The 26,834-nt window shown below is 71.6% G+C and carries 23 protein-coding genes and 1 pseudogene; 13 read left to right on the plus strand and 11 right to left on the minus strand.

The annotated features are described in order from the left end of the window. Positions 1 to 18 precede the first annotated feature (18 nt). The 3 genes from AFR_RS17750 to AFR_RS17760 are packed head-to-tail and all read left to right on the plus strand — an operon-like array spanning position 19 to position 3,628. A complete protein-coding gene (locus AFR_RS17750; protein WP_023362073.1) occupies positions 19 to 1,695 on the plus strand; it encodes an extracellular solute-binding protein in 1,677 nt (558 codons plus the stop codon). Next, the gene (locus tag AFR_RS17755) at positions 1,692 to 2,717 is read left to right on the plus strand and encodes an ABC transporter permease (protein ID WP_023362075.1); all 1,026 of its coding nucleotides are present in this window, start codon (positions 1,692 to 1,694) and stop codon (positions 2,715 to 2,717) included. The genes AFR_RS17750 and AFR_RS17755 overlap by 4 nt, the downstream gene beginning before the upstream one ends. Beyond that, positions 2,714 to 3,628, plus strand: coding sequence for a carbohydrate ABC transporter permease (locus AFR_RS17760; RefSeq protein WP_023362077.1), 915 nt, complete (start codon positions 2,714 to 2,716; stop codon positions 3,626 to 3,628). Before AFR_RS17755 ends, AFR_RS17760 begins: the two co-directional genes overlap by 4 nt. Here AFR_RS17760 and AFR_RS17765 read toward each other — a convergent pair. Continuing rightward, entirely contained in the window at positions 3,618 to 5,687 is a 2,070-nt protein-coding gene (locus tag AFR_RS17765; RefSeq protein WP_023362079.1) for a glycosyl hydrolase family 95 catalytic domain-containing protein, read from the minus strand. The two genes, AFR_RS17760 and AFR_RS17765, sit on opposite strands and share 11 nt — an antisense overlap. Positions 5,688 to 5,727: 40 nt before the next feature. On the opposite strand from AFR_RS17765, the gene AFR_RS17770 reads away from it, so the two are divergent. Both AFR_RS17770 and AFR_RS17775 read left to right on the plus strand, forming a co-directional pair. After that, positions 5,728 to 7,662 carry a beta-galactosidase gene (locus AFR_RS17770; protein WP_023362081.1) on the plus strand — a complete coding sequence of 645 codons (1,935 nt, stop codon included), beginning with the start codon at positions 5,728 to 5,730 and terminating at the stop codon, positions 7,660 to 7,662. A gap of 115 nt (positions 7,663 to 7,777) precedes the next feature. Further along, a complete protein-coding gene (locus AFR_RS17775; protein ID WP_023362083.1) occupies positions 7,778 to 8,095 on the plus strand; it encodes a hypothetical protein in 318 nt (105 codons plus the stop codon). On the opposite strand, the gene AFR_RS17780 is transcribed toward AFR_RS17775, so the two are convergent. From AFR_RS17780 to AFR_RS17795, 4 genes are all read right to left on the minus strand, one after another. Next, the gene (locus AFR_RS17780; protein ID WP_023362085.1) at positions 8,085 to 8,597 is read right to left on the minus strand and encodes a GAF domain-containing protein; all 513 of its coding nucleotides are present in this window, start codon (positions 8,595 to 8,597) and stop codon (positions 8,085 to 8,087) included. The two genes, AFR_RS17775 and AFR_RS17780, sit on opposite strands and share 11 nt — an antisense overlap. A gap of 61 nt (positions 8,598 to 8,658) precedes the next feature. Next, positions 8,659 to 10,554, minus strand: coding sequence for an endo-1,4-beta-xylanase (locus AFR_RS17785; protein WP_023362087.1), 1,896 nt, complete (start codon positions 10,552 to 10,554; stop codon positions 8,659 to 8,661). Positions 10,555 to 10,592: 38 nt separating this feature from the next. Then, positions 10,593 to 11,213 (minus strand): response regulator transcription factor, encoded by a 621-nt coding sequence (locus AFR_RS17790; RefSeq protein ID WP_023362089.1) that lies wholly within the window; start codon positions 11,211 to 11,213, stop codon positions 10,593 to 10,595. Further along, on the minus strand, positions 11,210 to 12,325 hold the full coding sequence (locus AFR_RS17795; protein WP_023362091.1) for a sensor histidine kinase: 1,116 nt from the start codon (positions 12,323 to 12,325) through the stop codon (positions 11,210 to 11,212). Before AFR_RS17795 ends, AFR_RS17790 begins: the two co-directional genes overlap by 4 nt. Before the next feature lie 108 nt (positions 12,326 to 12,433). On the opposite strand from AFR_RS17795, the gene AFR_RS47295 reads away from it, so the two are divergent. From AFR_RS47295 to AFR_RS17810, 3 genes are all read left to right on the plus strand, one after another. Beyond that, positions 12,434 to 13,192: a hypothetical protein gene (locus AFR_RS47295; protein WP_023362093.1), complete on the plus strand. Its 759-nt coding sequence runs from the start codon at positions 12,434 to 12,436 to the stop codon at positions 13,190 to 13,192. A 190-nt stretch (positions 13,193 to 13,382) separates the two neighbouring features. Beyond that, on the plus strand, positions 13,383 to 13,610 hold the full coding sequence (locus tag AFR_RS17805) for a hypothetical protein (RefSeq protein ID WP_023362095.1): 228 nt from the start codon (positions 13,383 to 13,385) through the stop codon (positions 13,608 to 13,610). Next, positions 13,607 to 16,174, plus strand: a complete 2,568-nt coding sequence (locus tag AFR_RS17810) for a caspase family protein (RefSeq protein WP_023362097.1) — start codon at positions 13,607 to 13,609, stop codon at positions 16,172 to 16,174. Before AFR_RS17805 ends, AFR_RS17810 begins: the two co-directional genes overlap by 4 nt. On the opposite strand, the gene AFR_RS17815 is transcribed toward AFR_RS17810, so the two are convergent. Both AFR_RS17815 and AFR_RS17820 read right to left on the minus strand, forming a co-directional pair. Continuing rightward, the gene (locus tag AFR_RS17815; protein WP_023362099.1) at positions 16,171 to 17,193 is read right to left on the minus strand and encodes a 5'-3' exonuclease; all 1,023 of its coding nucleotides are present in this window, start codon (positions 17,191 to 17,193) and stop codon (positions 16,171 to 16,173) included. The two genes, AFR_RS17810 and AFR_RS17815, sit on opposite strands and share 4 nt — an antisense overlap. A gap of 9 nt (positions 17,194 to 17,202) precedes the next feature. Further along, entirely contained in the window at positions 17,203 to 18,159 is a 957-nt protein-coding gene (locus tag AFR_RS17820) for a helix-turn-helix transcriptional regulator (RefSeq protein ID WP_023362101.1), read from the minus strand. Positions 18,160 to 18,247: 88 nt separating this feature from the next. Between AFR_RS17820 and AFR_RS17825 the strand changes: the two genes are divergently transcribed. Next, positions 18,248 to 18,697 carry a VOC family protein gene (locus AFR_RS17825; protein ID WP_023362103.1) on the plus strand — a complete coding sequence of 150 codons (450 nt, stop codon included), beginning with the start codon at positions 18,248 to 18,250 and terminating at the stop codon, positions 18,695 to 18,697. Here the strand turns inward: AFR_RS17825 and AFR_RS17830 are convergent. Further along, positions 18,637 to 20,034 carry a transaminase gene (locus AFR_RS17830; RefSeq protein ID WP_023362105.1) on the minus strand — a complete coding sequence of 466 codons (1,398 nt, stop codon included), beginning with the start codon at positions 20,032 to 20,034 and terminating at the stop codon, positions 18,637 to 18,639. The genes AFR_RS17825 and AFR_RS17830 overlap by 61 nt on opposite strands. Positions 20,035 to 20,118: 84 nt before the next feature. On the opposite strand from AFR_RS17830, the gene AFR_RS47880 reads away from it, so the two are divergent. The 3 genes and pseudogenes from AFR_RS47880 to AFR_RS17840 form a co-directional block, all read left to right on the plus strand. After that, positions 20,119 to 20,259, plus strand: coding sequence for a hypothetical protein (locus AFR_RS47880; RefSeq protein WP_238547296.1), 141 nt, complete (start codon positions 20,119 to 20,121; stop codon positions 20,257 to 20,259). A gap of 21 nt (positions 20,260 to 20,280) precedes the next feature. Then, entirely contained in the window at positions 20,281 to 20,703 is a 423-nt protein-coding gene (locus tag AFR_RS17835) for a hypothetical protein (protein ID WP_023362107.1), read from the plus strand. Between the two features lie 124 nt (positions 20,704 to 20,827). Then, positions 20,828 to 21,637, plus strand: a pseudogene (locus AFR_RS17840) (P1 family peptidase); the annotation flags it as partial. On the opposite strand, the gene AFR_RS48805 reads toward AFR_RS17840, so the two are convergent. The 3 genes from AFR_RS48805 to AFR_RS17855 are packed head-to-tail and all read right to left on the minus strand — an operon-like array spanning position 21,568 to position 24,390. After that, positions 21,568 to 22,794, minus strand: coding sequence for a glycosyltransferase 87 family protein (locus AFR_RS48805; RefSeq protein WP_438829929.1), 1,227 nt, complete (start codon positions 22,792 to 22,794; stop codon positions 21,568 to 21,570). The pseudogene AFR_RS17840 and the gene AFR_RS48805 overlap by 70 nt on opposite strands. 25 nt (positions 22,795 to 22,819) lie before the next feature. After that, complete coding sequence (locus AFR_RS17850; protein WP_023362111.1) at positions 22,820 to 23,869, minus strand: hypothetical protein; 1,050 nt, start codon at positions 23,867 to 23,869, stop codon at positions 22,820 to 22,822. Beyond that, the gene (locus AFR_RS17855; RefSeq protein WP_023362113.1) at positions 23,866 to 24,390 is read right to left on the minus strand and encodes an RNA polymerase sigma factor; all 525 of its coding nucleotides are present in this window, start codon (positions 24,388 to 24,390) and stop codon (positions 23,866 to 23,868) included. The genes AFR_RS17850 and AFR_RS17855 overlap by 4 nt, the downstream gene beginning before the upstream one ends. Before the next feature lie 430 nt (positions 24,391 to 24,820). On the opposite strand from AFR_RS17855, the gene AFR_RS48590 reads away from it, so the two are divergent. Further along, positions 24,821 to 26,791, plus strand: coding sequence for an endo-1,4-beta-xylanase (locus AFR_RS48590; RefSeq protein WP_023362115.1), 1,971 nt, complete (start codon positions 24,821 to 24,823; stop codon positions 26,789 to 26,791). The last annotated feature ends 43 nt before the right edge of the window (positions 26,792 to 26,834 follow it).

Genomic DNA, 26,834 nt, shown 5'->3' on the forward strand with positions numbered 1-26,834 from the left:
ATCGAACAGGAGCGCGCCGTGAGTTCACCCGCCGGCCCGTCCGCCGATCGCCGGACCTTTCTCAGCCTGATCGGCCTCTCGGCCGCCGCCGTCGCCGGAGGGGGAGTGCTCGGCGGCTGCGCCGACAAGGCCACCCGCGGCGGCGCGACCCAGCAGCTCGACAAGCTCGCCGGGATCCTGCCCGAGCAGCGCGCGCTCACCATCGCGGTGCCCAAACCGGACATCATCAGCACCCGGCCGGTCGCCGACGGCTACACGAAGTTCCCGGCTCGGCTGGTCGACGCCATCACCGACAAGCCCGGCGCGGGTGGTCCGGCCATCCGCGCGATGGTTCCGGTCTGGGGGCCCGCGCCGCCGTCCGGCTCGAGCAACGCCTACCTGACCGCGATCAACACCGAGCTCGGCACCGAGGTCGACTTCAGCGTGCAGGACGGCCTGAAGTACGCGGAGAAGCTCGGCGCGATCCTCGGTGCCCGCGACGTCCCGGACGTGCTCTGCGTCCCGGGCTGGGAGGTCTCCAAGCTGGCCCGTTTCGGCGACGCGGTCGGTGCGCTCTTCGAGGACCTCACGCCGTACCTGCAGGGTGCCGCAGTCGGGGCCTACCCGATGCTGGGCACGTTCCCGGCCGGCGCGTGGCGCAACGCGTGCTGGAACGAGCGCCTGATGGCCGTGCCCAACCCGACCGATGGGCCGTTCCCGTGGGGGCTCTTCCACCGCAAGGACCTGCTGACCAAGGCCGGGCTCGCGGCGCCGACGACCATCGACGAGCTCTTCGAGGTCGGCCAGAAGGTGACGGACGCCGACAAGGGCGTCTGGGCGTTCTCGGACATCTTCGCCATGGTCCAGATGTTCCACAAAGTGCCGGGCAGCAAGGACGGCTGGCGGCTCAAGGCCGACGGCACGCCGGAGTTCAAGTACGAGACGGCGGAGTTCAAGGCCGCCGCCGAGTTCATGGCCAAGGTCTACCAGGCGGGCCTGGTCCACCCGGACATCGTGGCCAGCAAGGGCGCCGACGCCAAACAGCTGCTGCAGAGCGGCAAGATCATGTTCCACCAGGACGGCATCGGCATGTGGCAGGTCATGCAGGCCGAGCAGCAGAAGATCACACCCGGCTTCGACGTGCAGCCGGTGAAGCTCTTCTCCGCCACCGGTGGCAGCCCGCTCGCCTGGGGTGACGACGAGCCGATCTCGTACACGTTCGTCAAGAAGGGGCTGGGCAAGGCGCGGGTCGAGGAGATCCTGCGGATCGTCAACTGGTGCTCGGCGCCGTTCGGCACCAGCGAGTTCGACCTGCGGGAGTACGGCGTCGAGGGCAAGCACCACACCCGCAGCGCCGACGGGCCCGTGAAGACCGAGCTCGGCTTCAAGGAGATCCAGAACCAGTACTTCTTCATCAGCGGGCGCAGCCCGGTCGTGCAGCCGTACCCGCAGACGCCGCAGTACGTGCCGCAGCTGCTGGCGTACTCGAACGAGACCGTGAAGCACCTCGAGAAGGACCCCTGGGACGGCCTGAAGTTCGAGATGCCGAACAAGTACAAGGCGGGTCTGGTGCCCACCGAGGACAAGATCACCGACATCGTCCGCGGGCGGCGGCCCCTGACCGACCTCGACACCGTGGTCAAGGAGTGGCGGGCCGCGGGCGGGGACGAGGCGCGGCAGTTGCTGGGGACGGCGCTGACCGACGCCGGTCGATGAGCAGCGACCAGGCGAGCCGCCCGGTCGTCGCTCCCGGCGCACCCGCGGCGGAGACCCCGCCGCGGGTGCGCCGGGCGCCGAAGAAGGCCCGGCGCTCGCCGCTGCGGGCCCGGCTGCGGCGCGACTGGCCCCTGCTGGTCATGGTCGCGCCCGGTGCGCTGCTGCTGGCGGTCTTCCACTACCTGCCGGTGCTCGGCAACGTGGTCGCGTTCCAGGACTACAACCCGTACCTGGGTGACAGCCCGCTGGGGGCGATGGCCGCCAGCCCGTTCATCGGTCTGGAGAACTTCCGGGAGCTCTTCGCCGACCCGGCGTTCTGGGACGCCCTCTGGAACACCCTGTCGATCACGGCGTTCCAGCTGGTCTTCTTCTTCCCCCTGCCGATCGCCCTGGCGATCGTGCTGAACAGCATCATGTCCAGCCGTCTGCGCGGCTTCGTGCAGACCGTGGTCTACCTGCCGCACTTCTTCAGCTGGGTGCTGGTGGTGACGTTCTTCGTGCAGATGCTGGGCGGTGCGGGTCTGCTCTCCCAGGAGCTGCGCGACGCCGGGATCTCCCCGCCGGAGATCATGTCCAACCCGGACACCTTCATCGTGCTGGTCACCGCCGAGGCCGTCTGGAAGGACCTGGGCTGGGGCACGATCGTCTTCCTGGCCGCGCTCGCGGCGGTCGACCCCAACCTGTACGAGGCGTCGGCCGTCGACGGTGCCGGACCCCTGCGCCGGCTGTGGCACATCACCCTGCCCGGGCTGCGGCCGGTGATCGTGCTCCTGCTGATCCTGCGGCTCGGCGACGCGCTCTCGGTCGGCTTCGAACAGTTCCTGTTGCAGCGGGACGCGGTGGGCCGCCAGGCCGCCGAGGTCCTCGACACGTTCGTCTACCACCAGGCCATCGCCACCGGCGACTACGGCTTCGGTGCCGCGGCCGGCCTCTTCAAGGCCCTCGTGGGGCTGGTGCTGATCCTGGCCGCCAACAAGTTCGCCCACGCACTCGGCGAACGGGGGGTGTACTCGCGCTCATGACCACTGACCTGCGTACCCGGCGGCGGCACCCGAACCGCCCGGCCTGGGAGGAGCAGCCCGGCGTCGTCGCGCAGACGGCCAAGGGCACGGTGCTGACCGCGGTGGTGCTGGCCGTGCTCATCCCGTTGTGGGTGGTGCTGCTGACCAGCCTGTCGTCGCGCGAGACCATCAATGCCGCCGGTGGGCTGGTGGTGGTGCCCCGCGATCTCGACTTCTCGGCGTACCGGATCATCTTCTCGGGTGGTCAGATCACCAAGGCGCTGCTGGTGAGCACCCTGGTCACCGTGGGCGGCACGGCGCTGAGCCTGGTGCTGACCGTGCTGGCGGCCTACGGGTTGTCGCGGCCCGGGTCGCTGCTGCACCGCGGCCTGCTCTTCTACTTCCTGCTGACGTTCCTGATCTATCCCGGTCTGGTGCCGCAATATCTGGTGGTGACGGGCCTGGGCCTCAAGGACAGCCTGTGGTCGCTGATCCTGCCGGGCGCGCTGAGCGTCTTCAACCTGGTCGTGGTCCGCGCGTTCTTCCAGAACATCCCGTCCGAGCTGCTGGACAGCGCCCGCATGGACGGCGCGGGGGAGTTCCGGATCCTGTGGCGGATCGTCCTGCCGCTGTCCAAGGCCGTCATCGCGGTGGTCGGGCTCTTCTACGCGGTCGGCTACTGGAACGTCTGGTTCAACGCGCTGCTCTACATCGACGACAACGAGAAGTTCCCGATCCAGCGCATTCTGCAGAGCTACATCCTGGCCGGGCAGGCGCCGCAGAACGCCGGGACGGTCGGGTCGGCACTACCGCCCACGCTCGCCATCAAGATGGCCGTCGTGGTGGTGACCGTCGCGCCGATCGCGCTGATCTACCCGTTCATCCAGCGCCACTTCACCCGTGGAGTGATCGTCGGGGCGATCAAAGGCTGACCGCCCTGAGCTGGCGGGGTTGCCCGGCGGTCAGCTCGACGGTCACCTCGGGCCGGCCGTCGATCAGCAGGCCGGGCGGGGCACTGACCGTCAGGCGGACGTCATGGCGGGCCGTGAGGACAACCTCGGCGCTGTCCGGATCCCAGCGCAGCTCCTGCAGTCGCACGGCGTCGCGCGCGCACAGGCCGGTCACCCGCCCGCGGGGCCACTGAGGTGGCAGCGCCGGGAGCAGGTCGAGGCGGCCGTGGGCGCAGCGGACCAGCATGGCCGCCACGACCGCGGGGAAGCCGCCCGCGATGTCCACGTTGAAGATCGCGTCACGGTTGTGGGTCGGCACGAGCGTCGGCCGCCAGTAGCACTCGGCCATCCGTACGACACACGCGTACGCCTCGGACGCCAGGCCCAGTGCCGCCGCGGCCAGCCCCAGCTGCACCAGGCCGTACGCCATCTCGTCGGAGTCCGCGCTCAGCCACCAGTCCAGGCGGCGGCGGATCGCGGCCACCGCCGACGCGCGCATCGCCGGGTCGTCCGTGATCAGGGGATCCGGCTCGTACCAGAGCGGCCACAGGTGGGACGCGTGACGGTGGGCCGGCTGGTCGTCGAGGTCCGGATGGCACCACTCGGCGAGCAGCCCGCCGGCGATGCGATAGCAGGGCAGCGCGTCGAGCAGCCGGCGCCATCGCGGCGCCTCCGCATGGTCGGCGTCGACGGACAGCAGCGTGGTCAGCAGGTCACGGACCACCGCCACGTCCATCGTCGCGTTCACACAGGCCTGCGAACCGGTCGCGGGCGGGGCGTTCTCGGGGGAGTACGAAGGGCTGAACACCGCCCCGCCGTCCTCGATCGTCACGAAGTCGAGGTAGAAGTCGGCGGCCTCCCGCAGGAACGGCAGCGCCCGCTCGTGCAGGAACGTGTCGTCGCCGGTGTAGCGCCAGTAGTCGGTGTACAGCCGGCCCATCCACGCCGCACCCGCCGTCCAGAACGTCTGGCACCACACCGGTCCGAAGTGGTTCTGCCGCCCGTGCGACGACAGGTGCACGGGTGTCAGCAGACCTCGGGCCCCGTAGAGGCGGCGCGCGTTGTGGCGCAGGTCGTCGCGGACGGCGTCGAGCAGGTCGAAGACGGGCAGCAGCAGCTCCGGGGTGCCGGTGGGGAGGAGCCCGGCGACCGCGGCGGGCAGGTTGCCGTCGAGGGTGTAACCACTGGACCACGGTGGTGTCCAGGTGCCGCTCCACACGCCTTGCAGGGTCGGCGGGAGCTCACCGGTGCTGCTGACGATCGTGTACCGGCCGGCGTCGAAGAGCCGCTCGATCCGGGTGTCGCCGAGCTCCAGCCGCACCCGGTCCATCAGCTCACCGTGGACCTCGCGGTGCGCGGCGAGCAGGGCCTCGAAGTCCTCCTGGACGGGCGGATCGGGCTCACCGGGCAGCAACGTCCGCAGCACCAGCACCACGTCCTCGCTGCCGGGCAGCAGCTGGCACCGCACGCGATAGCCGGTCGGTGCACCAGGCCAGTCCGCGCCGAAGCCGACGGTCAGCGCCAGCCCGTCGTGCCTCACGGCGATCGGGACGGGCGGGGTGCCGTCGATGAGTCCGAGCTGCAGCTCACCGCGAAATCCCTCGAGCCGCAGCACGATCGCGTCCGCCGGCCGGGAGGCGAACACCTCCAGGGAGCCGCCCGTCCAGTGGTGCGTGACCAGGCCGGTCGCCGGATCGATGTCCTGCCGGAGGTCCGTCAGGGGAACGTCGGGGCGCAGGGTCAGCGTCGCGGCGCCGACCAGGGGATCGATCCAGACCGTCTCCGCGTACGCGGGATCGCCGGCGATTGCGTGCGCGCACACGGCGTCGGCGGCTGCGGCGTACTCGCCCCGGCTCAGCAGCTCGCGGAGGCGGGGGAGGATCGCGGCCGTGTCGGGTGCGTCCAGCGGCGGGCCCATCGGCAGGAACAGGCGCTCGTGGGACACCGTGACCCGCAGCGCGCCGGGATCGCCCCAGCACAGGGCGCCTTGGCGACCGTTGCCGGTGATCCGCGCGTGCTCCCAATTGACAGCTTCTCGCACCGCTCCTAGTTTGGCTTGATTCCCAACAAAGGACAAGCGGATGCTCTACGGCGGTGACTACAACCCTGAGCAGTGGCCGGATCAGGTGCAACTGCAGGACGTCGAGCTGATGCGCCGTGCCCGGGTGAACCTCGCGACGGTCGGCGTCTTCGCCTGGTCGCGGCTGGAGCCCGCCCCCGGCCGCTTCGAGTTCGGGTGGCTCGACACGGTGCTCGATCGCCTGGCCGCACAGGGGATCTCGGTCGCCCTGGCCACCCCGACCGCCTCACCGCCGCCGTGGTTCAGCCTGGCCCACCCCGAGGCGCTGCCGGTCACCGCGGACGGCGTACGCCTGAGCCACGGCAGCCGCGACACGTACTGCGTGAGCGCACCGGCGTACCGGTCGGCGGCCCTGCGCATCGCCACCGCCCTGGCCGAGCGCTACCGCGACCATCCCGCCCTGGCCCTGTGGCACGTGCACAACGAGTACGGCACCACCTGCCACTGCGACCTGACCGCCGAGGCGTTCCGCCGCTGGCTGCGCGAGCGCCACGGCAGCCTCGAGGCGCTCAACGACGCCTGGACGACCACGTTCTGGAGCCAGGAATACAGCGACTGGGCCCAGATCCGGCCACCGCGGGCGACGCAGTACCTGCCGAATCCCGCGCAGGTGCTCGATTTCCGCCGGTTCACCTCCGACGAGCTGCTGGCGGCGTACCGGGAGCAGCGAGAGGTGCTCAAGGCCGCGACACCTGGCGTGCCGGTCACCACCAACTTCGTCCTGGGCGGCTGGGTGCCGGTCGACCACGCCCGCTGGGCCCGCGAGGTGGACCTGGTGGCGATCGACCACTACCCGTCCGACCCGGGTCTCGAGGCCGAGGTGGAGGCGGCCTTCGCGGCGGACCGGGCGCGTGGCTGGGCACGGCACAGCCCGGGCGCGCCGGCGTGGCTGCTGATGGAGACGGCGCCGAACCTCATCTACACCGGCGGGCGCATGCACACCAAGGAACCCGGCCGGATGGCGCGGCAGAGTCTGGCGGCGATCGCCCGCGGCTCGTCGGGTGCGCTGTTCTTCCAGTGGCGGGCGCCGCGCGGGGGTGCCGAGCTCTTCCACTCCGCGCTCGTGCCGCACGCCGGGCCCGACAGCCGGGTCTTCCGGGAGGCGGTCGCGCTCGGCGAACAACTGGAACGGATCGCCGAAGCCGCCGAGGGTGTGGTGGTGGAAGCGAACGTTGCGGTCTCCTGTGACGAGCCCTCCGCTTGGGCGCTGCAAGCCCCGGGTCTGCCGTCCGACCGGCTCGATCACCACGACGAGGCACGGCGGGCGCATCGGGCGTTGTGGCGGCGGGGGATCGTCGCGGACGTCATCGGGACGCTCGAGCGGCTCTCCGCGTACCGGATGATCGTGCTGCCGGGGCACTTCCTGCTGTCGGACGCCCAGGCCGGCGGCCTCGGGGACTGGGTCGCCGCGGGCGGCCGGCTGGTGGCCGGGTTTCTCAGCGGGGTGGCCGACGAACACGGCCGCGTCCGTCTCGGCGGTTATCCGGGCGCGTTGCGCGAGTTGCTCGGCGTGCGCGTCGAGGAGTTCCACCCGCTCGGCCCGGAGGAGCGCGTCACGCTGACGAGCGGCACCGGCGACCTGTGGAGCGAGACCGTGCACCTCGAAGGCGCCGAAGCTGTGCTGTCCTACCTGGATGGTGGACCGGCCGTGACCCGGCACAAGGTGGGCCGGGGCGAGGCCTGGTACGTCTCCACCCGCCTCGACGAGCCGGACCTGGAGAAGCTGCTCGGCGAGATCGCGGGCGGTGCGGCCGGACTGCCGCCGGGCGTGGAAGCGGTCCGCCGCCGCGCCGGTGAGCGGTCCTGGCTGTTCCTGCTGAACCACACGGCCGACGACCACGACGTGCCCGCCACCGGGCTCGACCTGCTGACCGGGCGGCGGGTGAACGGGTCACTCGGGCTGCGGGCGGGCAGCGCGGCGGTCGTCCGGGAGTGACCACGGCACAGGTCCGTCGTGCGGGACTGCTCAGGTCCGGGCGGAATGCTGCCGATGGAAGGCGCAGACCGGTGGGCGCCCCCGCCGGCACCGTCCGACCCTGAGCGAGGAACCCATGGCGTTCGCCACGGCTGTGCCGGCCATCGACCGGACCGGATCGTACGGTCTCGCCCGCCCCGACCTCGCCGAGGCGCAGGAGTCGCTGCGGCAGGTCCACGGCGCCGCGGCCGACGACCTCTGGACGGCGCTGACCACGAGCGCGGGCCTCACGGGCACCGAGACCGACAGCGCGTCGTTCGGCCGTCTGATCGAGGCCATGCTCGCCGCCGACCCGGTCACCGCACTCTGCGGCCGCGCCCTGATCATCCGGGGGTCTGCCTACGTCTACCTGGCGGACGCGCCGCCGAGCGACACCCCGGTGGCTATTCGGTGATCCGGTAGCGGGCCAGGATGTCCATGACCTCGGCCGCGCCGATGTGCAGGTTGTCGATGTCGGCGGCGCTGAACTCGCGCGCCTCGGGGCTCATGACACAGTGCGTGCCGATGAGCTCGCCGCTCTCCGAGGTCAGGGGCACACCGGCGTAGGCGAGCACGAGGCCGGTGAGCACACCCGGGGTGCCGGCGAAGTCGTCGGACCGCCGCAGGTCACCCGCGATGAGCGGCCGGCCGGTGACAACAACGGCCGGGCACATCGAGATCTCGTTGGGCGTGCCCCCGAGCGGCGACAGGAAGTCGCCCTCGCCGCCGTTGGTGGCGAGCGCCGTCGTCGACGTGTTGAGCACGGCTTGCACGGCCGCCAGCGGCATGCCGAGGCGCTCGGCCGTCCGCAGGCACACACCGCGCAGCTCCGCGGCGAGCACCGGGTGGAAGAGGTCGTACGACGCCACCGCCTGCAGCCGGACGAGATCGGTGAGCACACGGGCGTTCTCGGACATCACCCCGTCATTGTCGTCCGCGGCCCGCGAGCGGGAGCGGGTTCCACGAAAGAGACCGGCTTCACCCGGCGCAGGTCGTCCCGCCGAGCGTGAAGGAGTCCGGCGCCACGTTGGTGCCGGTCCACGTGCCGAGGAAGCCGGCCGACACCGAACCACCGGGGGCGATCGTGGCGTTCCAGGCGGCGTTGGTGAGCGTGACGTCTGCTCCCGTCTGCCGGTAGGTAGTGTTCCAGGCCTGGGTGATCCGCTGCCCCGACGGGAACGACCAGGCCAGCGCCCAGCCGGTCAGCGGGGTCGTGCCGGTGTTCGTGAGCCGCACGTCGCCCTGGAAACCGCCGGGCCAGCTGCCGGTCACCCGGTAGGCGACCGAGCACGGCGCGCCGGCCGGGGTGAGGCGGGACGGATCCACCACACCCCAGTACGCCTGTTTGGCCTGCAGCCGCGTGTCGAACAGCAGCGGGGCGTCCTTGCGGGTCACCGGGAACGTGTCGAGCCAGGTGTTGTCGTCGGCCAGCCCCCACAGGGTCACCGAGGTGATGTCGGCGGCGTAGCGGCGGAACAACGCGAACAGGTCGCGGTAGGCGTACGCCTGGGCGAGGAGACGGTCGGCGGGCGGGACCTCGAAGGTCTCGGTGCTGTCGCGGTAGATGCTCACGTCGAGCTCGGTGATCTGCTGCTCGATGCCGAGCGGGACGAACTTCCGCAGCATCGCCTCGGTCTCGGCGATGGTCGGCCAGCCCACGTTGACGTGCATCTGGTGTCCCACACCGTCGATCGGTACGCCCTCGCCCCTCAGCTGGGCGACCAGGTCGTACAGCGCGTCCCGTTTGGCCGGCACGTTCGTGTTGTAGTCGTTGATGATCAGCGTGGCCTGCGGTGCGACCTCCCGCGCCACCCTGAAGGCCGTCCGGATGTAGTCCAGCCCCGTGATCTCGTACCAGGTGCTGCGGCGCATCCCGTCCGCCTGGCTCTCGTCGATCACCTCGTTGACCACGTCCCAGGTCGCGATGTCGTCGCCGTAGTGGGCGGCGACGTTGCGGATGTGGTTCTCCAGGCGCGAGAGCAGCAGGGCCTTGTCCGCCGCGGTCGCCGTCATCGGCTCACCGTCGGCGCCGGTGAAGACCCAGGCCGGCGTCTGGTTGTGCCAGACCAGGGTGTGGCCGCGCACGGCCAGCCCGTGGGCTTTCGCGTACGCGAGGAGCGGATCCGCCTGCGCATAGGTGAACGAGTTCTCGGCCGGCTCGGTGGCATCCCACTTGAGGGCGTTGCCCGGCGTGACCGAGGTGAAGTGCCGGGCGAGCAGCTCGCCGTGCACACCGAGCGTCTCCGCGGCCGTGATCGCGGCGCCCACCGGGAATTCCGTGACGACGTCGCGGATCCGGGGGATGTCGGTCTGGATCGGCAGCGCGGGCACGTAGGAGACCACGAAGTCGTCGACGTGGAACGAGGCGGTGGTCGTCGTCTCCGCGTAGACCCGCAGGAAGTCGACGTCCGTGGCGAGCGTGTACCGGCCGCTCAGACTGGTCCACCCGTCGGCCGTCACCGCGGTGTTCCCCACGACCTGGTCGTAGCTCGCCGTCCCGTCCGTCCGGCGCTCCACGCTGAGCCGCGCATCGTCCGCGGGGGTGCCGGCCGCGAGGCGTACCCAGACCGTGAACGTGTACTGCGTGCCCTTCTCGACGACGTCGAGGAGGTCGAGGGACGGGCCCTCCCAGGTCGCCGTCCGCCCGGTGACCGCCAGACTGCCGTCGCCCCCGTGCGCCACGACGTCGCTCGCGGCGACGGTCTCCCCGCCCCGCGCCGACCAGCCCTGCGTCGTCGAGTCCTCGAAGTCGCTGGTGACGACGGTGACGGGTGCGGGGTCCACCGCAGCGGCGGCGGGGCCGGCGACCACCACGGTGGCCGGCAGGGTGGCCAGCAGGGTCAGGGCGGCGACGGATATCCGGGTCAGGCGCATGGCGGGGGATCCTCACGACGAGACAGTGACGCTCATCGTTACATGGGAGCGCTCCCAAGCCAACCGTTCTCCCGCGCGACGGTCGCCGCTGCGGCCCGGCTGGGCACGCCGAGCTTGGTCGTGATGGCCGTCAGGTGATTGCGGACGGTGCCGGGGGAGAGCCGCAGCCGCCGGGCGACCACACTCACCGGCACGTCCGGCTCGGCGTGCCGGAGCACCTCCAGCTCACGCTCGGTCAGCGGGCAGGCGGGCAGGCTCAGCGCCTCCGCGGCCAGAGCCGGATCGACGTACCGGCCGCCGCCGTGCACCCGGCGGATGACGTCGGCGAGGGCGCCACCCGGAGAACCCTTGGGCAGGAAACCTTTGGCGCCGGCGGCCAGCGCCCGCGGGATCTGGGCCGGCCGGCCGCGCCCGGTGAGGATCACCACCGCGCACCCCGGCAGAACCCGTCGAAGCTCAGCGGTCGCCTCCAGACCGTCGAGTGCGGGCATCTGCAGATCGAGGACGGCCACGTCGGGCCGGTGCGCCAGGGCCTGGGTGATCGCCGTACGCCCGTCCGCGGCCTGGGCGACCACCTCCAGATCCGGCTCGAGCCCGAGCAGGGCCGCCACGGCGACACGGATGAGTTCCTCGTCGTCGGCGAGCAGCACACGGATCACGGCGTCGAGCGTACGACGGCCTCGACGGTGAAGGTGCCGTCCGCCGCGCGGGTGCGCAGCTGTCCACCGTGCTCCGCCAGCCGCTCGGCGAGTCCGCGCAGGCCGTGACTGTGGGCGTCCGGGGTGGCGGCACCCGCGCCGTCGTTGACCACTGTGAGGCGTACGCCCCCGGCGCTGTCCTCGACGTCGATCGTGCACCAGGTCGCCGCGCTGTGCCGCAGCAGGTTCGTCGAGGCCTCCCGGAGCACCGCCGCGAGCACCGCGGCGCCCGGCCCGGGCAGCTCGCCGGCCGGCGTGGTCACCGTGCAGCGCACCCCGGAGGAGACCAGCACCCGCTCGATCGCCGACACCTGCTCGCGCAGATCCACCTCGCGGTAGCCGTGCACCACCTCGCGGAGCTCGGTCAGGGCCGTGGCGGCGATCCGGCGTACCTCGGCGGCCTCCGCACCGGCGCGACCGGCGTCGGAGGGCGCCAGCCGCTCGGCCAGCTCGGCCTTGAGGGCGATGACGGACAACCGGTGGCCGAGCAGATCGTGCACGTCGCGGGCGAAACGCAGCCGCTCCTCGGTCGCGGCGAGCTGCGCCTGCGCGCTGCGGCCCTCCTCGGCTTGGAGCAGCAGGTCCCAGAACCACACGTGCAGCCCGTTGATCGCGGCGATCCCCGAGCCGAACCCGACCGTGATGAGCACCGTGTCCACCACGGACCCCGGTGAGATCACCACGGAGATCACCGCGACCAGCGTGCACAACAGTGCCGCGGCCACCTTCCCCGTGAGCACCGGCACGATCCCGACGATGCACGCCGCCAGCCAGGCCCAGCTCGGCCAGCTGTCACCGAGCGGACCGACCAGCGGCACCGACACGAGCGACGCGCCCGCGAAGACCACGATCGACCGGCGCCGTGCCCGCTCACTGATCCACGGCGTGACCAATGCCCGCAGCACCACCGCCTGCGCGACGGCGAACAGCACGATGCCCGTCAGGCCCCACACCACCCGCGCCTGGTCCGGCTCCCGCCCGAGCCCGATGGCCGGCATGAACCACGCCGCCGCCGCGTTGGTCGCCAGCACCACGAGGGTGACGACCCGGACCCGCCTCAGACGCCGATGCATCGCTCGATCGTAGGAGCCGCAGGCGTCGCCGGACCCATGACAAGTTCACGGTCCGGCCATGACACCACGCCGGTGCCGCCTGCCCGCGAACCGCCGCACGCTCCCACCATGAGACATTTCCTGCGCCACCTGGCCGAGATGATCATCGCGATGGTCGTCGGCATGGTTGTCCTCGCCCCGTTCTGGCCCCTGCCCACCGACCGTCCCGACGTGGCTTCGTTCGTGATGGCCACGAACATGTCCGTCGCCATGGCGGTCTGGATGTGGCACCGCGGCCACAGCGCCCGCGCCACCGCGGAGATGACCGCGGCGATGTACGCGTCGTTCCTCGTCTTCCTGATCCCGTGGTGGGCCGGCCTGCTCCCGCCCGCGGCCGTCCTGACCGGCGGCCACGTCCTGATGGTCCCGGCGATGATCCTGACCATGCTCCACCGCCGGGCCGAATACACCGCGCCGCACCCCGCCGTCGAACGCACCGGGTTGCTCGCCCGCTGGCCGACGGTGCTGGCCGTGCTCATGACCATCGACGTGATCGTCGAGCCTCAGAGCATGGCACCGTGGACACTGCTGGTGCTGGCTTTCGCGTACGTCGCCATCGGGGCGGTGCGGGGCACGCTGCGGCCCCGGCGGACGCTGGTGGTGCAGGTGGCGGCGCTGGTCGCGTACCTGGTGCTGCTGGCCGCGGCCCTGACCGCCGGGCCGGTCCTGAGCGTCGTGCTGGTGGGCTCGGGCTGGCTGGCCCACGCCGGCTGGGACCTGTGGCACCACCGCCACAACGCTGTCGTCCCGCGCGCCTTCGCCGAATGGTGCGGTGTCCTCGACGCCATCACCGGCATCTCGGTCCTCACCTACGCCGCCACCCTGTGACCGGTCGTTGCTGTGCTTGCCACCGCCGGGTAGCGTGTGGACCACGGCAGACGGAAGCCGAGTCGCATGGATCTCCCGGTCGAGATCCAGTCGGTGACTAAAGGGTCCAAGATCCTCCAGCACGGCACAGGAACACCAGGCGCCATCCATCTCGATTGCCGTTGGCCGGGCAACGGAACGGGAGTGGATCATGCCCACCTTCGACCTCGCCACGCTGCCGGCCACTCTGGTCCGGCCTCTCGTCGTGGCCATCGTCTATCTGCCGATCGTCCTGGTCACGCTGTTCGCCTGCCTGGTCCTGCTGGTGGCGATCGTCCTGCCGGCCACCCACGGTGACTTCGCGCTGAAGACCCTGTCCCTGCTCCGCAAGTGGAGTGCCGACGCGTTGCGGGACACCCGAGTGGCGCGCCGGTCATGACACCGAAGACGATCAGCGCGCGGGCCCGGCGGCGGGCCCGCTACACCGGCGAGACGTACGCCCAGGCCCGCGACGCGGTGCTGCGGCTGACCGCCGCCGGAGCCACCGCTCTGCCCGAGGCGCACAACGCCGCCCAGCAGCGGCTCGAGTCGCGGATCATGTCGGCGATCCTGAGCCGCCCGGCGCCGGCCGGCCTGCTCCCGGTGCGGGCGGTGCGCCCGTTCGGCGACGGGATCGAGCTGCTCATCACCGAGGGTCTGACCGAGCCGTTCTGCGGTGACGTCTTCGCTCCGCTCGACGGCTTCACGGCCCGGCCCCGCGGCCACGCGATCGAGGTGTCCGACGCGGCGTCGTCGGCCCGGGTCCTGCTGCGGAACCTGTCGCTGCGCCGGTACCGCACCGCGGTGGCCGCCGGGTCGGACGAGCCGGCCTCGGTCGATCCCGCGCGGCAGGGCGAGGTCAGCGCGATGTTGCGGCGTCTCGCGCTGCTGGACGAGCCGGACGTGGCCGGCTGGGCCTCGGACTGGTTCCGGTGGGTTGCGCGGCTCTCCGCCGAGCCGGCCCGGCAGCCCGGTGAGCAGCTGGTCGCCATGCTGGCTGATCCGTTGTTCGGGTGTGCGGTCTCGGGTGTCGACGGGCTGGAGAACGTGCGGCGTCGCCGTCTCGCACCGTTCCGGGCCCCGGCGCCGCGCCGTCGCCGGGTCTTCGCCCTGATGGTCGGCATCGACCGGTACCTCGGGCCGATGCCGGCGCTGAGAGGGTGCCGCAACGACATCGAGGCAGCGATAAGCCATCTGCGCGGCATTATCCCCGACGACCTGCACGTTGTTGCTCTCTATGACGAGCAGGCGACCCGGGCTGCTGTGCTGGCGGGATTCCACGATCACCTGGGCCAGGCGGGTCAGGGCGACAGCGTCCTGTTCTGGTTCTCGGGCAGTGGCTCGCAGGCGCAGTCACCCCTCGACCCCGGCCCGGTCCAGACTCTGGTGTGCTCGGACAGCCGTGTCGATGACGTGCCGGACCTCTACGCCCCCGAATTGACCAGGCTGGTCGACGACATCGCCGGTCGTGGCGCGCACGTCGTCACCGTGCTGGACGCCTGTCACTCGGGCGGGCTCTCCGCGCGGCCGTCGATCGTCCGCTCCCCGGAAGAGCTCGCCCCGGATCTTCCCCTCGGGTCGCTGCCCGGTCTCCTGCGGGAGGACGGCCGGACCGCGGTCCGGCCCGAGCACGTGGCGCTGGCTGCCTGTCGTGCCGACGAGACTGCCCAGGAGATGGTGATCGACGGAGCCACGCGCGGGCTGTTCAGCTCAGCGCTGCTGTCGGCCCTCACGAGGCTCGGTCCCGGCGCCACCTACCGCGAACTCATGATCGCGGCGCGGGCTCAGGTGGAGGACCGCATCGAGCATCAGGTGCCGACGATGTCGCCGGTGGACGGCCGCCTCATCGATCAGCCGTTCCTCGGTGGACCGGTGCGGCGACCCGCCACGCGCGCCGTGATGCGGCGAGTGCGTGAGCAGTGGGAGATCGATCTCGGCGCCTGCCACGGTTTTGCTGCTGACGGGGACGGTCCCACCCTGGTGGCCGTCGCCGGATCCGGACCGTTGCGGCAGGCGCAGGTCTTGGAGGTGCAGGTCGCCAAGAGCCTGGTCGCTCCAGTGGGCTGGGAACCCGATCCCGGTGCGCAATATCCGGTGGCCCTCGCCGCGGTGCCGAGGCCGGCGGTCAGCTTGGCTTTCGACAACACCGCCGGTGCTGCTGCCGCCGGACTGCGGGCAGCGATCGAGACAGCCGGTCCCGGTGGGAGGCCATCGCCCTACCTCCGGGTCGTCGAGACCGGCCCGCCCGATGTCATCGTGTCTGAGGCTGATGGCCTCACGGCTCTCGACGGGAACACCGGGAAGCCACTGGGGATCCTGCCGGATCAGGACCCGGTCCGTGAGCTCGAACGCCTGTCGCAGTGGCTTCAGTTGCGCCGCCTGGACAATCCGGGTTCTCCGCTCGCCGGCGCCGTGAAGATCGAGCTGATCAGCGGTGGCGGCGGGCGCCTCCCTGTCGGTGCGGACGGAACCGTCGAGCTGGCCTACCGGTTCGCCGGTGACGGCTGGCAGTCGCCCGAGGTGCGGATCTCCCTGCGCAACACCACCGATCGGCGGCTCTACTGCATCCTGGTCGATCTCGCGGGTGAGGCCAGGAGTCACGTGGATTTGTTTCCCGGCGGCTGGGTCGATCCGGGAAAGGTGGCTGCCGCCATGCGTGGCCGGCAGATCCGCGTCTCGCTGCCGCAGTCGCGGCCGGTGATGCCGGGCGCCACCGCCACCGACTGGCTCAAGCTTCTTGTCGCGGAACAGCCCCTCGACGCCGAGAAGTACCTGTTGCCGAGGACCGGCCAGGGTGGGCGGGCAGGGGAGTCACGCCTGTCGCGCCCGGCGACGGCAGCGCCGGTGAGCGGTTCACTGGTGGGTCATCGGGACGTCGCCGCGGCGTACCGGGGTGATCTCGGCGGAGGCGACTGGGCGGTGACCACGCTCCGGTTGATCACCTCAGTGCCGGTGGCTGTCTAGAAGAGAGACAGCTGGCCCGGGGTGGGTTCGCGGGAGCTGGCCAGACCGCGGCGGAAGACCCACGGCCGCAGCTCGGGGGTCAGGTCCTCGGTGCCGACCGGTGCCGACTCGCCGGTCAGGGCCCACAGGGACGGTCCGAGGTGGATGCCGCGGCCGGAGAGGGCCCAGCGGATCACCGAGCGGCGCAGGGGGAGGCGGGCCGCGCTCAGGTCCGGCATCGGGAGGTCGGCGCGCATGGCCATCAGGCGGCGGTTGCGGGCGACGATGTCGCGGGTCGCCGCGGCGGCCAGGTGTTGCAGGGCCTGTTCGCCGACCACCTCGCGGACCGCGGCGGAGTCGCCCCGGTCGATTGCCGCCCAGGCCGCGTCGACCGTGCCGAAGGTCTTGAGCAGGGCGGCCGCGCGGGCCCGGCCGAATCCGCGGACGCCGTGGAGGTTGTCGGACGGGTCGCCGCGCAGGGCCGCGTAGTCGCGGTACTGCCAGGAGTGGACGCCGTAGAGCTCGACCAGGGCCGGGGCGTCGATCAGGACGGCCTCGTCGAAGCCGCCGTTGCGGACCCGCAGGACCGAGGTGGTGTCGTCGATGAGGGCGAAGGCGTCGCGGTCGCTGGTCATCAGGACCGAGCGCCAGCCGCGGCTGCGGGCGTGCTCGGCCGAGCTGGCCAGGACGTCGTCGGCCTCGTACGAGGGCGGGACGACCGTGCAGATGCCCGCGGCCCGCAGCAACTCGGGTGCGCCGGCGATCTGCTCGGCGAGGTCCGCCGACTTCGCCGGACGATGCGCCTTGTACGCCGGGTAGTCGACCTTGCGCGCAGAGTCGTCAGGGCAGTCGAAGCCGACCACCACACCGGACGGCCGCAGGTGGGCGGCGGCCCGGGCGATGTAGCCGATCAGACCCTTCAGCGCCCACACCGGCCGGCCGGCCTTGTCCAGCAGCCCGTCCAGCGCCGCGGCGTGGTACGCGCGGTGGACCAGACTGTTGCCGTCGAGGACGAGCAGCAAGGGGGCGGGGGCCGGCACCGGCCCAGCTTAATCGCCTCCCGCCGGACCGTAACGGGCGACAAGTTCCGACCCGAGCCGGGCGAGCTCGGCGCGGACCGACTCGGGCTCGATGACCTCGACGGATGCACCCCAGCCGGCGAGTTGCTCGGCGATCGACACGGCCATCGGCGCGGCGACGCGGACCTGGACACGGCCGTCGTCGAGGGTGCCGAGGGTCTCGCAATGGCGGCCGAAGTGGTCGCGCAGGATCGGGAGCAGGCGTTCCGTGATCAGGACCGTCGCCGAGAGCAGGGAGCGGCGCTGCTCGACCTCGCCGACCACCCGGTCCCACTCCCGCTGCAGGTCGAAGCCGGCGGGCCGTTCGGCGACCAGGTCCGTCACGGTGGCGTCGGTGATCCGGTCCACCCGGAAGGTGCGCTGACCCCGGTCGGTGCCGGCGATCAGGTACCAGAGGTCGTCCTTGTCGACGAGTCCCAGCGGGTCGGCCAGGCGCGGGGCCGGGGGTCGGCCTCTGCTCGCGTACCCGAAGGTGACCTTGCGGCGGCGGACCACGGCGTCCTGCAGCAGGTCGACCACCGCCGGGCGGGTCTTGTCGCGATCACCCCAGCGGGCGGCGTCGACGATCACGGCGTCGGTCGCGGCCTCGGCGTCGGCTCGGAAGGTGTCCGGCAGGGCCCGGACCAGCTTGCGCAGCGCGGACCGGACAGCGGGCGCACCGGCCGCGGCCGGCCCGGCGAGCAGGAACAACGCCCGGGCCTCGGACGACGTGAGACCGGTCAGGTCGGTGCGGGCGCCGCCGACGAGCGACCAGCCACCGCCGCGGCCGGGCTGCGGATAGACCGGGACGCCGGCCGCGGACAGGGCCTCGAGGTCGCGGCGGGCGGTCGCCACCGAGATCTCGAGCTCGCCGGCCAGCTCGGCCGCGGTCACCCGGCCGCGGGCCTGCATCAGCAGGACGGTGGCCACCAGACGGTCTGCGCGCATGACGGAAGACTCCCACGGAAAGTGCTCAGAAGGTGAGCACTTATGGGGCGCAGGATGAGGCCACAACACACCGGACAGGGAGAACACGATGTTCCGAGGATTTGCCACCATCAGCTTCTACGCCGACGACCTCGCCGCCGCCCGCGACTGGTACGCCGAGCTGCTCGGCCAGGAGGCCTACTACGCGTTCCCGCCCGCGCCCGCCGCGCCGGCCTACGTGGAGTTCCGGGTCGGCGACGACGAGGACGAGCTCGGCTTCATCGACCGCCGGTACGCCCCTCCGGGCGCCGCGAACGCCCCCGGTGGTGCGGTGATGTTCTGGCACGTCGACGACCTGCAGGGCACCTTCGACCGGCTGCTGAAACTCGGCGCGACCGAATATCAGCCGATCACCGCGCACGGTGACGGCGAGGGTTTCACCACCGCGTCCGTGGTCGACCCGTTCGGGAACGTACTCGGCATCATGCACAACCCGCACTACGTCGAGCTGCTGGCGTCCCGGGTCAGCTCACCGAGCGCGGCGTCGAAGACCTCGTGATGCCGGGCCACGTCCTCGGGCGTGGTCGCCGGGCACATCAGCGCCATGTTGTGGAAGGGCGTGAGCAGGATGCCGCGATTGAGCAGATAGGTGTGCAGGTAGTCCTCGAGCTCACCGTCGGCTGACGCGGCGGACGCCGTGCCGTTCCGGGGTGCCGGCGAGGCGAAGCGGTATTCGACCCGCGCGCCGAGCCGGCTGACCGACCACGGCAGCGCGTACCGGTCGATGATCTTGCGGACGCCGTCGGCAAAACCGGTCGCGACCTCGATCATCCCGGCGAAGGCGGCCTCGGTGAGCACCTCCTCGAGGGTCGCCCGGGTGGCCGCCATCGACACCGGGTTCCCGGCGAGCGTCCCGCCGACCCCGCCCATGTCGATCAGGTCCAGGTCGCCGCGTCCGAGCAGGTCAGCGGCCAGTTCCGCCGACATCCCGTACGCGCCGACCGGCACACCGCCACCGATGGCCTTCCCGATCGTGACGACGTCGGGCTCCAGCCCCCACGCCGCCGTCGCGCCACCGGGCCCGGCCGAGAACGTGTGCGTCTCGTCGTTGATCAGGTACGTCCCGTGCTCGCGGGTCAGCGCCCGCACACCCTCGAGATAACCGGGCTCGGGCAGCACGATGCCGATGTTGGTCAGCGCCGGCTCCATCAGCACGGCCGCGACGTCCCCGTGCGCCAGCTCCCGCGCCAGACCGTCCAGATCGTTGAACTCGGCCACCCGGCTGGTCAGCGTCACATCGCTTGGCGCCCCGACGTTGCCCTCCCGGCTCCGCGGCCGCCCGTCGGGCCCGACGACGATCAGCGACTCGTCCACCGACCCGTGATAGCAGTAGCTGTTGACCAGGATCCGCGAGCGGCCCGTCACCGCCCGCAGCAACCGGATCGCCCACCGGTTCGCGTCGGTCGCCGTCAGCGCAAAACTCCACTCCGGTACGCCGAAGCGCCGGCTCAACTCCGCACCGACCACAGCGGCGTCCTCGGTCGGCAGCATCGTGCTCGCCCCGCCCAGCTCACCGAGCCGTCGTGTCACTGCCTCGACCACGGGCGCCGGGGAGTGCCCGGCCATGGCGGCGGTGTCACCCAGGCAGAAGTCGACGTACTCGTGCCCGTCGACGTCGCTGAGCCGCGCACCCCGCGCCCGGTCGACATAAACGGGATAGCCGGCGGCACTCTTGTTCATCCACGTCATCGGCACCCGGCCGAACAGGTGCCCGGCCCGCGCGTAGGCGTCCGCCGACCTCGGGTTCCGCTCGGCGAACAGGGCCCGCTCCCGGCCCGTCAGCAGCCGGAGGCGGTCACGATCGATGACGCGCTCCGCGCCGGGGTCCGTCGACATGGCGGAACGCTACCTCGCTTTTCCTCAGCCGCCGGCCGCCACGGCCGATCTTCGGGGCCCGGTCACCGAACAGGAGCTCACGAGATGGACCTGGCCATGAACGCGCTCAACTCGGTGATCGCCGATCTCTTCGGCCCGGATTCGCCGGTCCCGTGGTGGGCCTGGGCCGCCACCGCCATCATGATCTTCGGTGGCTTGCTGGCCCCTATGTACCGCGACGAGTGACTCCCATGATCTGATCCCCCGATGGCAGGCTTCATCGTTCTCGAGGACGGCCGCTCCTACGCGGCGTCCGGCCGGGCGACCGACGCGGTGATCCGCGCGATCGCCGCCGAGCTCGCCGACCCGGTCTTCGCCGAGTGGCTGACGGGCTGTCAGGCGCAGTTCCTCGGTAGCGGAATGGGCGGCGTCGACGTCCGCCAGATCGCCCCACAGCACCGCGGACCGTTCTACGAGGCGGCCCGCGCGGCCTTCGGGCGTGCGCGGGACAACGGCTTCGAGCACATGGAACCGGGTTCCGACGAGCTGGCGACCTGGCTGTCGAACTTCGGCGACCTGATCGAGATGGTCGACCGGTGGCGTGCCGGTGAGGCTCCCGAGCTCTTCAACCCGCACGTCGCCGGCCTCGAGCCCCCGACCGACCGGCGTGAGGGCCCGGGCTGGGGCTGATCGGGTCCGCGCCCCGGCCGGAACGTTTCGACCCCCGACCACCCGGCTGGATGCGCGCCCCGGCCGGGAACGGCCTGCGAGAATTCCGTCCGGGACTTCGGCGAGGCCGGGAGGCGCAATGACCATGATCGGGCACTGGACCGGTGACGGAACGGGCGTGACGGTGATTCTTCCGCCCGCCGGCACCGTCGGCTCCGGCGAGGTCCGGGGAGGTGCGCCCGCCACCCGGGAGTTCGCGCTGCTCGACCCGGCACGTCTGGTCGACCGCGTCGACGCCGTGGTGCTGTCGGGCGGTTCGGCGTTCGGTCTTTCCGCCGCCGACGGGGTGATGGGCCTGCTCCGCGACCGTGGCGCCGGCTTCCCGACACCCGCCGGGCCGGTGCCGATCGTCGTCGGCATGTCGATCTTCGACGGGTCGGTGCGGACCGGCCCGCCCGGCGCGGAGGCCGGCCGGGCAGCAGCCGAGGCAGCCCTCAACAGCGCGGACCTCGGCGGCCCGGCTGTCGGCGGCCCGGCTGTCGGCGGCGCGGGCCTCCGGTCGGGCCGGATCGGTGCCGGTATGGGAGCGTCGACCGGCAAGTGGCGGGGACTGCTCGATCCGGGTGGGCTCGGCCGGGCACAGCGCGACGTCGACGGGGTGCGGGTCGAGGCCGTGGTGGTGGTCAACGCCTGGGGCGACGTCCTGGGCCGCGACGGCGAACCACTCTTCGGCGCCGGGGAGGACGCCGCCCACCCGGGAACGCCGTTCGGCCTGGACAACACGACGATCGCGGTCTTACTGACCACCGCGCGACTCTCCAAGGCCGACTGTTTCCTGCTCGCGCAGAGTGGCCACACCGGCTTCGCGCGGACCATCCACCCTGCTCACTCGCGGTACGACGGTGACGCGGTCGTCGCGCTGGCCACCGGCGAATCCGAGGCCGAGGCAGACCTGGACCTGCTGCGGGCGGTGGCCGTGGACGTGATGGCCGACGCGATCCGCTCGGCCGTGTGCTGAGCCGGCAACGCCACCACCAGCACGATCAGCATCAGCGTGTACGCGTTCTCCACCAGCACACCACCCGGCGCGAACCAGATCGGCGAGACGACACTCAGGGCGTACGCGGACAGCGCAACGACGGCCGAGAGGGGATCCCGCAGTCGGACCGCCCGGGTGGTCAGCAGGAGCACCGCCACCGGCAGGAAGACGAGGTGGTGGGTCCACGACATGGGGCTGACGAGGTTGGCCGTCAGGCCCGTCAGCGTCAGCGCGGTCAGCTCGTCACCGGCCCGGAACGCCTGCCGCGCCCGGTGCAGGCCGATCGCCAGGACGAGCAGGCTCACGACGAGCCACCAGCCGGACGGCGCGTGCAGACGGGCGAGCAGCCCGCTGAGCGCCTGGTTGGTCAGGGCTTCCGCGGCGCCGACCCGGCCGGGCTGCCACATCAGGTCGCCGAAGTAGCGGACCGACTCGGCCGGTGCGAGCAGGAAGCCGCCGACGGTGAGGGCGGCGACGGTCGCGCACGCCGTGCCCGCCGCACGCCACTGACGGGTCACGAGCAGGTAGACGATGAACAGGCCGGGAGTCAGCTTGATCGCCGTGGCGATGCCGACACCGACGCCCGTCCAGCGGGATCCGCGGCGGCTCAGGACCACCAGGTCCACGACGATCAGGGCGAAGAGCCAGAGGTTGACCTGGCCGAGGCCGAGGGTCTGGCGTACCGGTTCGGTGGCCAGGGCGAGCGGCACGGCGACGGCGAGGACGGCGGGCCGGGACCGCCCGAGGCGGGCGGCGAGCGGCGCGGTCAGCACGGCCAGGACAACCGCCAGGGCCAGGACGCTGCCCGCGGCGTTGAGCCAGCCGGCCGTGGCGGCGGAGACCGACGCGACCGGCATCAGCGCGAACGCCGCGAACGGCGGGTAGGTGAAGCCGAGCTGCCCGCGGACGGGCGCTACGTAGTCGTAGAGGTCGCCGCCGTGGGTCCACCAGCGGATCGCGTCGTGGTAGATGACCATGTCGAAGAACCGGTAGTGCTCGTCGAACACCAGCACGGCCAGCACGGCGGCGACGACACACACGGTTGTCCTAAGTGGACTGACAAGAATGCGCACAGCGAAAGGCCTTCCAGGGCGGGGATCAGGGCTTGTCGCTCCAGGCGACCGAGGTGACGGCGGTGCTGTACTGCACGGCGCCCGGTGACAGGCTCGCGTTGGCCGGGCCCGGCTGCCGGACCACCGCCTGGCTGTACATGATCAGGTCCGAGTCCGCGCCGAGGTAGACCTGCCACTCGATCAGGCCGAACCGGGTCGTCCGCTCGGTGTACGCCAGACCCCGGGACGGGCGCCCCAGCGGATCGGCGGCCGGGCCGAGACTGCTGACCCCGGTCAGCCCGGCGAGCATGCGGTAGATCTTCGCCCGTTCCTTGCTGCCGGCGACCGAGGTGAAGGTGTCGAGCAGGCCGGTGCCGGTCCGGAAGAGCCAGCCCTGCGGATCCGGCGGCACGGGCAGGCCCTGCTCGGCCAGCCAGGCGATCATCGCGCTCCCGGTCTGCGCGGGGTCGTCCGGCAGGGCCGCGACGTCACCCTCGAAGCCGTGATCCCCGGCGAGGTCCGGATGGAGACCGCCGGCGGGATCCCGGGGCAGGGCAGCCGCGTCCGGCGCGCCGTCCCTGGCGTAGGCGGCGGCGTCCGCGGCGGTCAGCGGCCGCACACTCGTGCCGGCCTCACCGATGGTCAGCCAGCCCTCACCGGGCAGACCGCCGGCGGGCTGCACGCTGCGCACCGCGTCCACGCGGATGACGTCGTACCCACCGGCGGAATCCAGATGCACCACCCGGCCCGCCGTCCCCGTGACGTGCACGAACCGTGCCCGCCCGGCGTCCTGCCCGGCCTGCTCCGCCGCGGCGTTGAGGACCATGGCCGAGGTCACGACGGGCGGATCCGGCGCCGGGGGCGCGGGCGTCTGCAGCACGGCAACCGCTGCCACAGCGGCCGCCACGAGCCCGGCCGGGAGCAGAGCCCACCGGAGCCGCCGCCGGGAAGTGACGGCAAAACGGCGACGCGGCCGGGACAGGACGGTGCGGAGCAGGAACTGCGCGCGGGCCGAGGAGGCGGCGGCGTCGCGGACCTCCTCGGCGGGCACCGGGTTGGCGGCGGCCAGGCGGGCCAGGGCGTCCTGCTCGGTCATGCGGACCTTCTCCTCGGGCTCACGGCGAACGGTTGCTCCTCCGCCGACTCCAGCAGGCGGGCCAGGCGCTTCCGGGCCCGGTGGACCCGCACCTTGAACGCGACGGCGGAACAGCCCAGCACCTTCGCGGCGGCGTCGTGATCGAGGTCCTCCCAGCCGATCAGCAGCAGCGCCTCACGGTCGAGCGCCGGCAACTGCCGCAGCGCGTCCCGCAGGCCGGCGTCGGCGATCACCTCGAGCGCATGGTCCGGCGCCTGCGGAACGCCGCGGCGGGCGATCCGCTCGGCCAGGCGCAGCTGCCGCCGGGCGGCACGCTCCTCGTTGGCGAGACTGTTGCGGGCCACCCGGTAGAGCCAGGGCAGCGGCTCCTCGGGCAGCCGCGAGAAGTGCCGCCAGGCGGTCGTGAACGTGTCGGCGACAACGTCGTGGGCGCGCGACGGATCGGTGCGGCGCGCGACAAACGCGAGCACGCGCGGATAGTTCCGGCGGAACATCGCCGTGAACAACTCCTCGTCCGTCATGACCCTCCTCGCTCACCGATACAGGTCCGGAAGGCGTGTAGCGGTTACCGGGTGGGTCGATTCTTTTTCATCGAAGCAACAGCCGAGTCCTTTTTGCGACGCTGCGTCGGAGTGCGGGACGTCGCTCCCGCCGGGACCGGATCGCTGCGCTCCCTGCCGGGTGCGTGATCGCCAGACCCGGTGACACGCTGTCGCTGTAGGCCGAAACTTTCGACGATTGTGGACGCCGAGAAATGATCTTCGACGATCAAACGTGCAGTCCCGCTGGTCGTGGGCGCGTTGATACGTACCGGAAAACTTCCGGAAATTTGTTGTTGACGTTTGCCGACGGGGCTGCTGAGAATGGGGGAACGATGGCTGTCGATCGTTGGCACCGAGGCCCGGCCGGTGCTCCTCGACACGCTCCACATTCCAGAGAGGTGACCCCACCATGATCGAAAAACCTGCCGGGCGACACCGGCCGAGCTGGCGCAGTCTGTTCCTCGCCGGTGCGGTCAGCGTCCTCGCCGCGGCCGGCGCTGTCGCCGTGACCACCACGGCCGAGGCGGCCACCACTCTCGGCGCGTCCGCCGCGCAGTCCGGGCGCTACTTCGGCACGGCGATCAGCGGCGGCAAGCTCAACGACTCGGCCTACACGACCATCGCGAACCGCGAGTTCAACATGATCACCGCCGAGAACGAGATGAAGCTCGACGCCACCGAGCCCAACCAGGGCCAGTTCAATTACACCAACGGTGACCGGATCGCGAACTGGGCGTCCACCAACGGCAAGCGGCTGCGCGGGCACACCCTGGCCTGGCACTCGCAGCAGCCCGGCTGGATGCAGAACATGAGCGGCACCGCCCTGCGCAACGCCATGCTCAACCACGTCACGCAGGTCGCCACGCACTACCGCGGCAAGGTCTACGCGTGGGACGTCGTCAACGAGGCCTTCGCCGACGGCGGCAGCGGCGCCCGCCGCGACTCGAACCTGCAGCGCACCGGCAACGACTGGATCGAGGCCGCCTTCCGGGCCGCCCGGGCCGCCGATTCGGGTGCGAAGCTCTGTTACAACGACTACAACACCGACGACCCCGGCCACGCCAAGACGCAGGCCGTGATCTCCATGGTCCGCGACTTCAAGGCGCGCGGGGTGCCGATCGACTGTGTGGGTCTGCAGGCGCACTTCAACAGCGGCAACCCGGTGCCCAGCAACTTCCAGACCACCATCTCCACGCTGGCCGGTCTCGGTGTCGACGTGCAGATCACCGAGCTCGACATCCAGGGTTCCGGCAGCGACCAGGCCAACAAGTACCGCACGGTGGTCAACGCCTGCCTGGCCGTCGCCCGCTGCACCGGCATCACCGTCTGGGGTGTGCGTGACAGCGACTCCTGGCGCGCGAGCGACACCCCGCTGCTGTTCGACGGCAACGGCAACAAGAAGGCGGCCTACACGTCCACGCTGGATGCTCTGAACGCTGCGTCACCGACCGATCCGACCACCCCGCCGCCGACGCAGAGCTGCCCCAACGGGTACGTCGGGCTGACCTTCGACGACGGCCCCAACCCGTCCAACACCACCGCCCTGCTCAACGCGCTGCGGTCGGCCGGTGTGCGGGCCACGCTCTTCAACACGGGTCAGAACGCTGCCGCGAACCCGGGCCTGGTCGCGGCCGAGGCAGCCGCGGGCATGTGGATCGCCAACCACAGCTACACGCACCCGCACATGCTGACGCTGAGCGCGGAGCAGATGTCCTCGGAGCTGTCACGGACCCAGTCCGCCATCCAGAACGCCGGCGGCGGCACTCCGAAGCTCTTCCGTCCGCCGTACGGCGAGACCAACGCTACCCTGCAGTCGGCCGCCTCGGCGCTCGGTCTGCGCACCCTGACCTGGGACGTCGACTCCCAGGACTGGAACGGCGCCAGCACCGCCCAGATCGTGCAGGCCGCGTCGACGCTCACCAACGGCCAGACGATCCTCATGCACGACCAGTACGCGACCACCGTCGCCGCCATCCCGCAGATCGTCTCGGGGCTGACCAGCCGGGGCCTGTGCGCCGGCATGATCTCGCCGACGACGGGCCGGGCCGTGGCGCCCGACACCGGCACGACGCCCCCGACGACCGACCCGACCACGCCGCCGCCGGCCGGTGGCTCCTGCACCGCGACCTACTCGGAGGGCCAGAAGTGGAGTGACCGCTTCAACGGCCAGGTCGCGGTCTCCGGGACGAACAGCTGGATCGTGACCGTCACGGTCCAGTCGCCCCAGAAGATCATCGCCACCTGGAACGCCACCGTCAGCTGGAACTCCTCCGGCAACGTCATGACGGCGCGGCCCAATGGCAGCGGCAACTCGTTCGGCTTCACGGTGCAGCACGGCGGGAACTGGTCCTGGCCGTCGCTCACCTGCCGGGCCGGCTGACAGGGGAGAGGGTGCGGCGGGTGCCGCACCCTCTCAGTCCGCC

It is taken from the genome of Amorphoplanes friuliensis DSM 7358 (genome assembly GCF_000494755.1).
Taxonomy (GTDB): domain Bacteria; phylum Actinomycetota; class Actinomycetes; order Mycobacteriales; family Micromonosporaceae; genus Actinoplanes; species Actinoplanes friuliensis.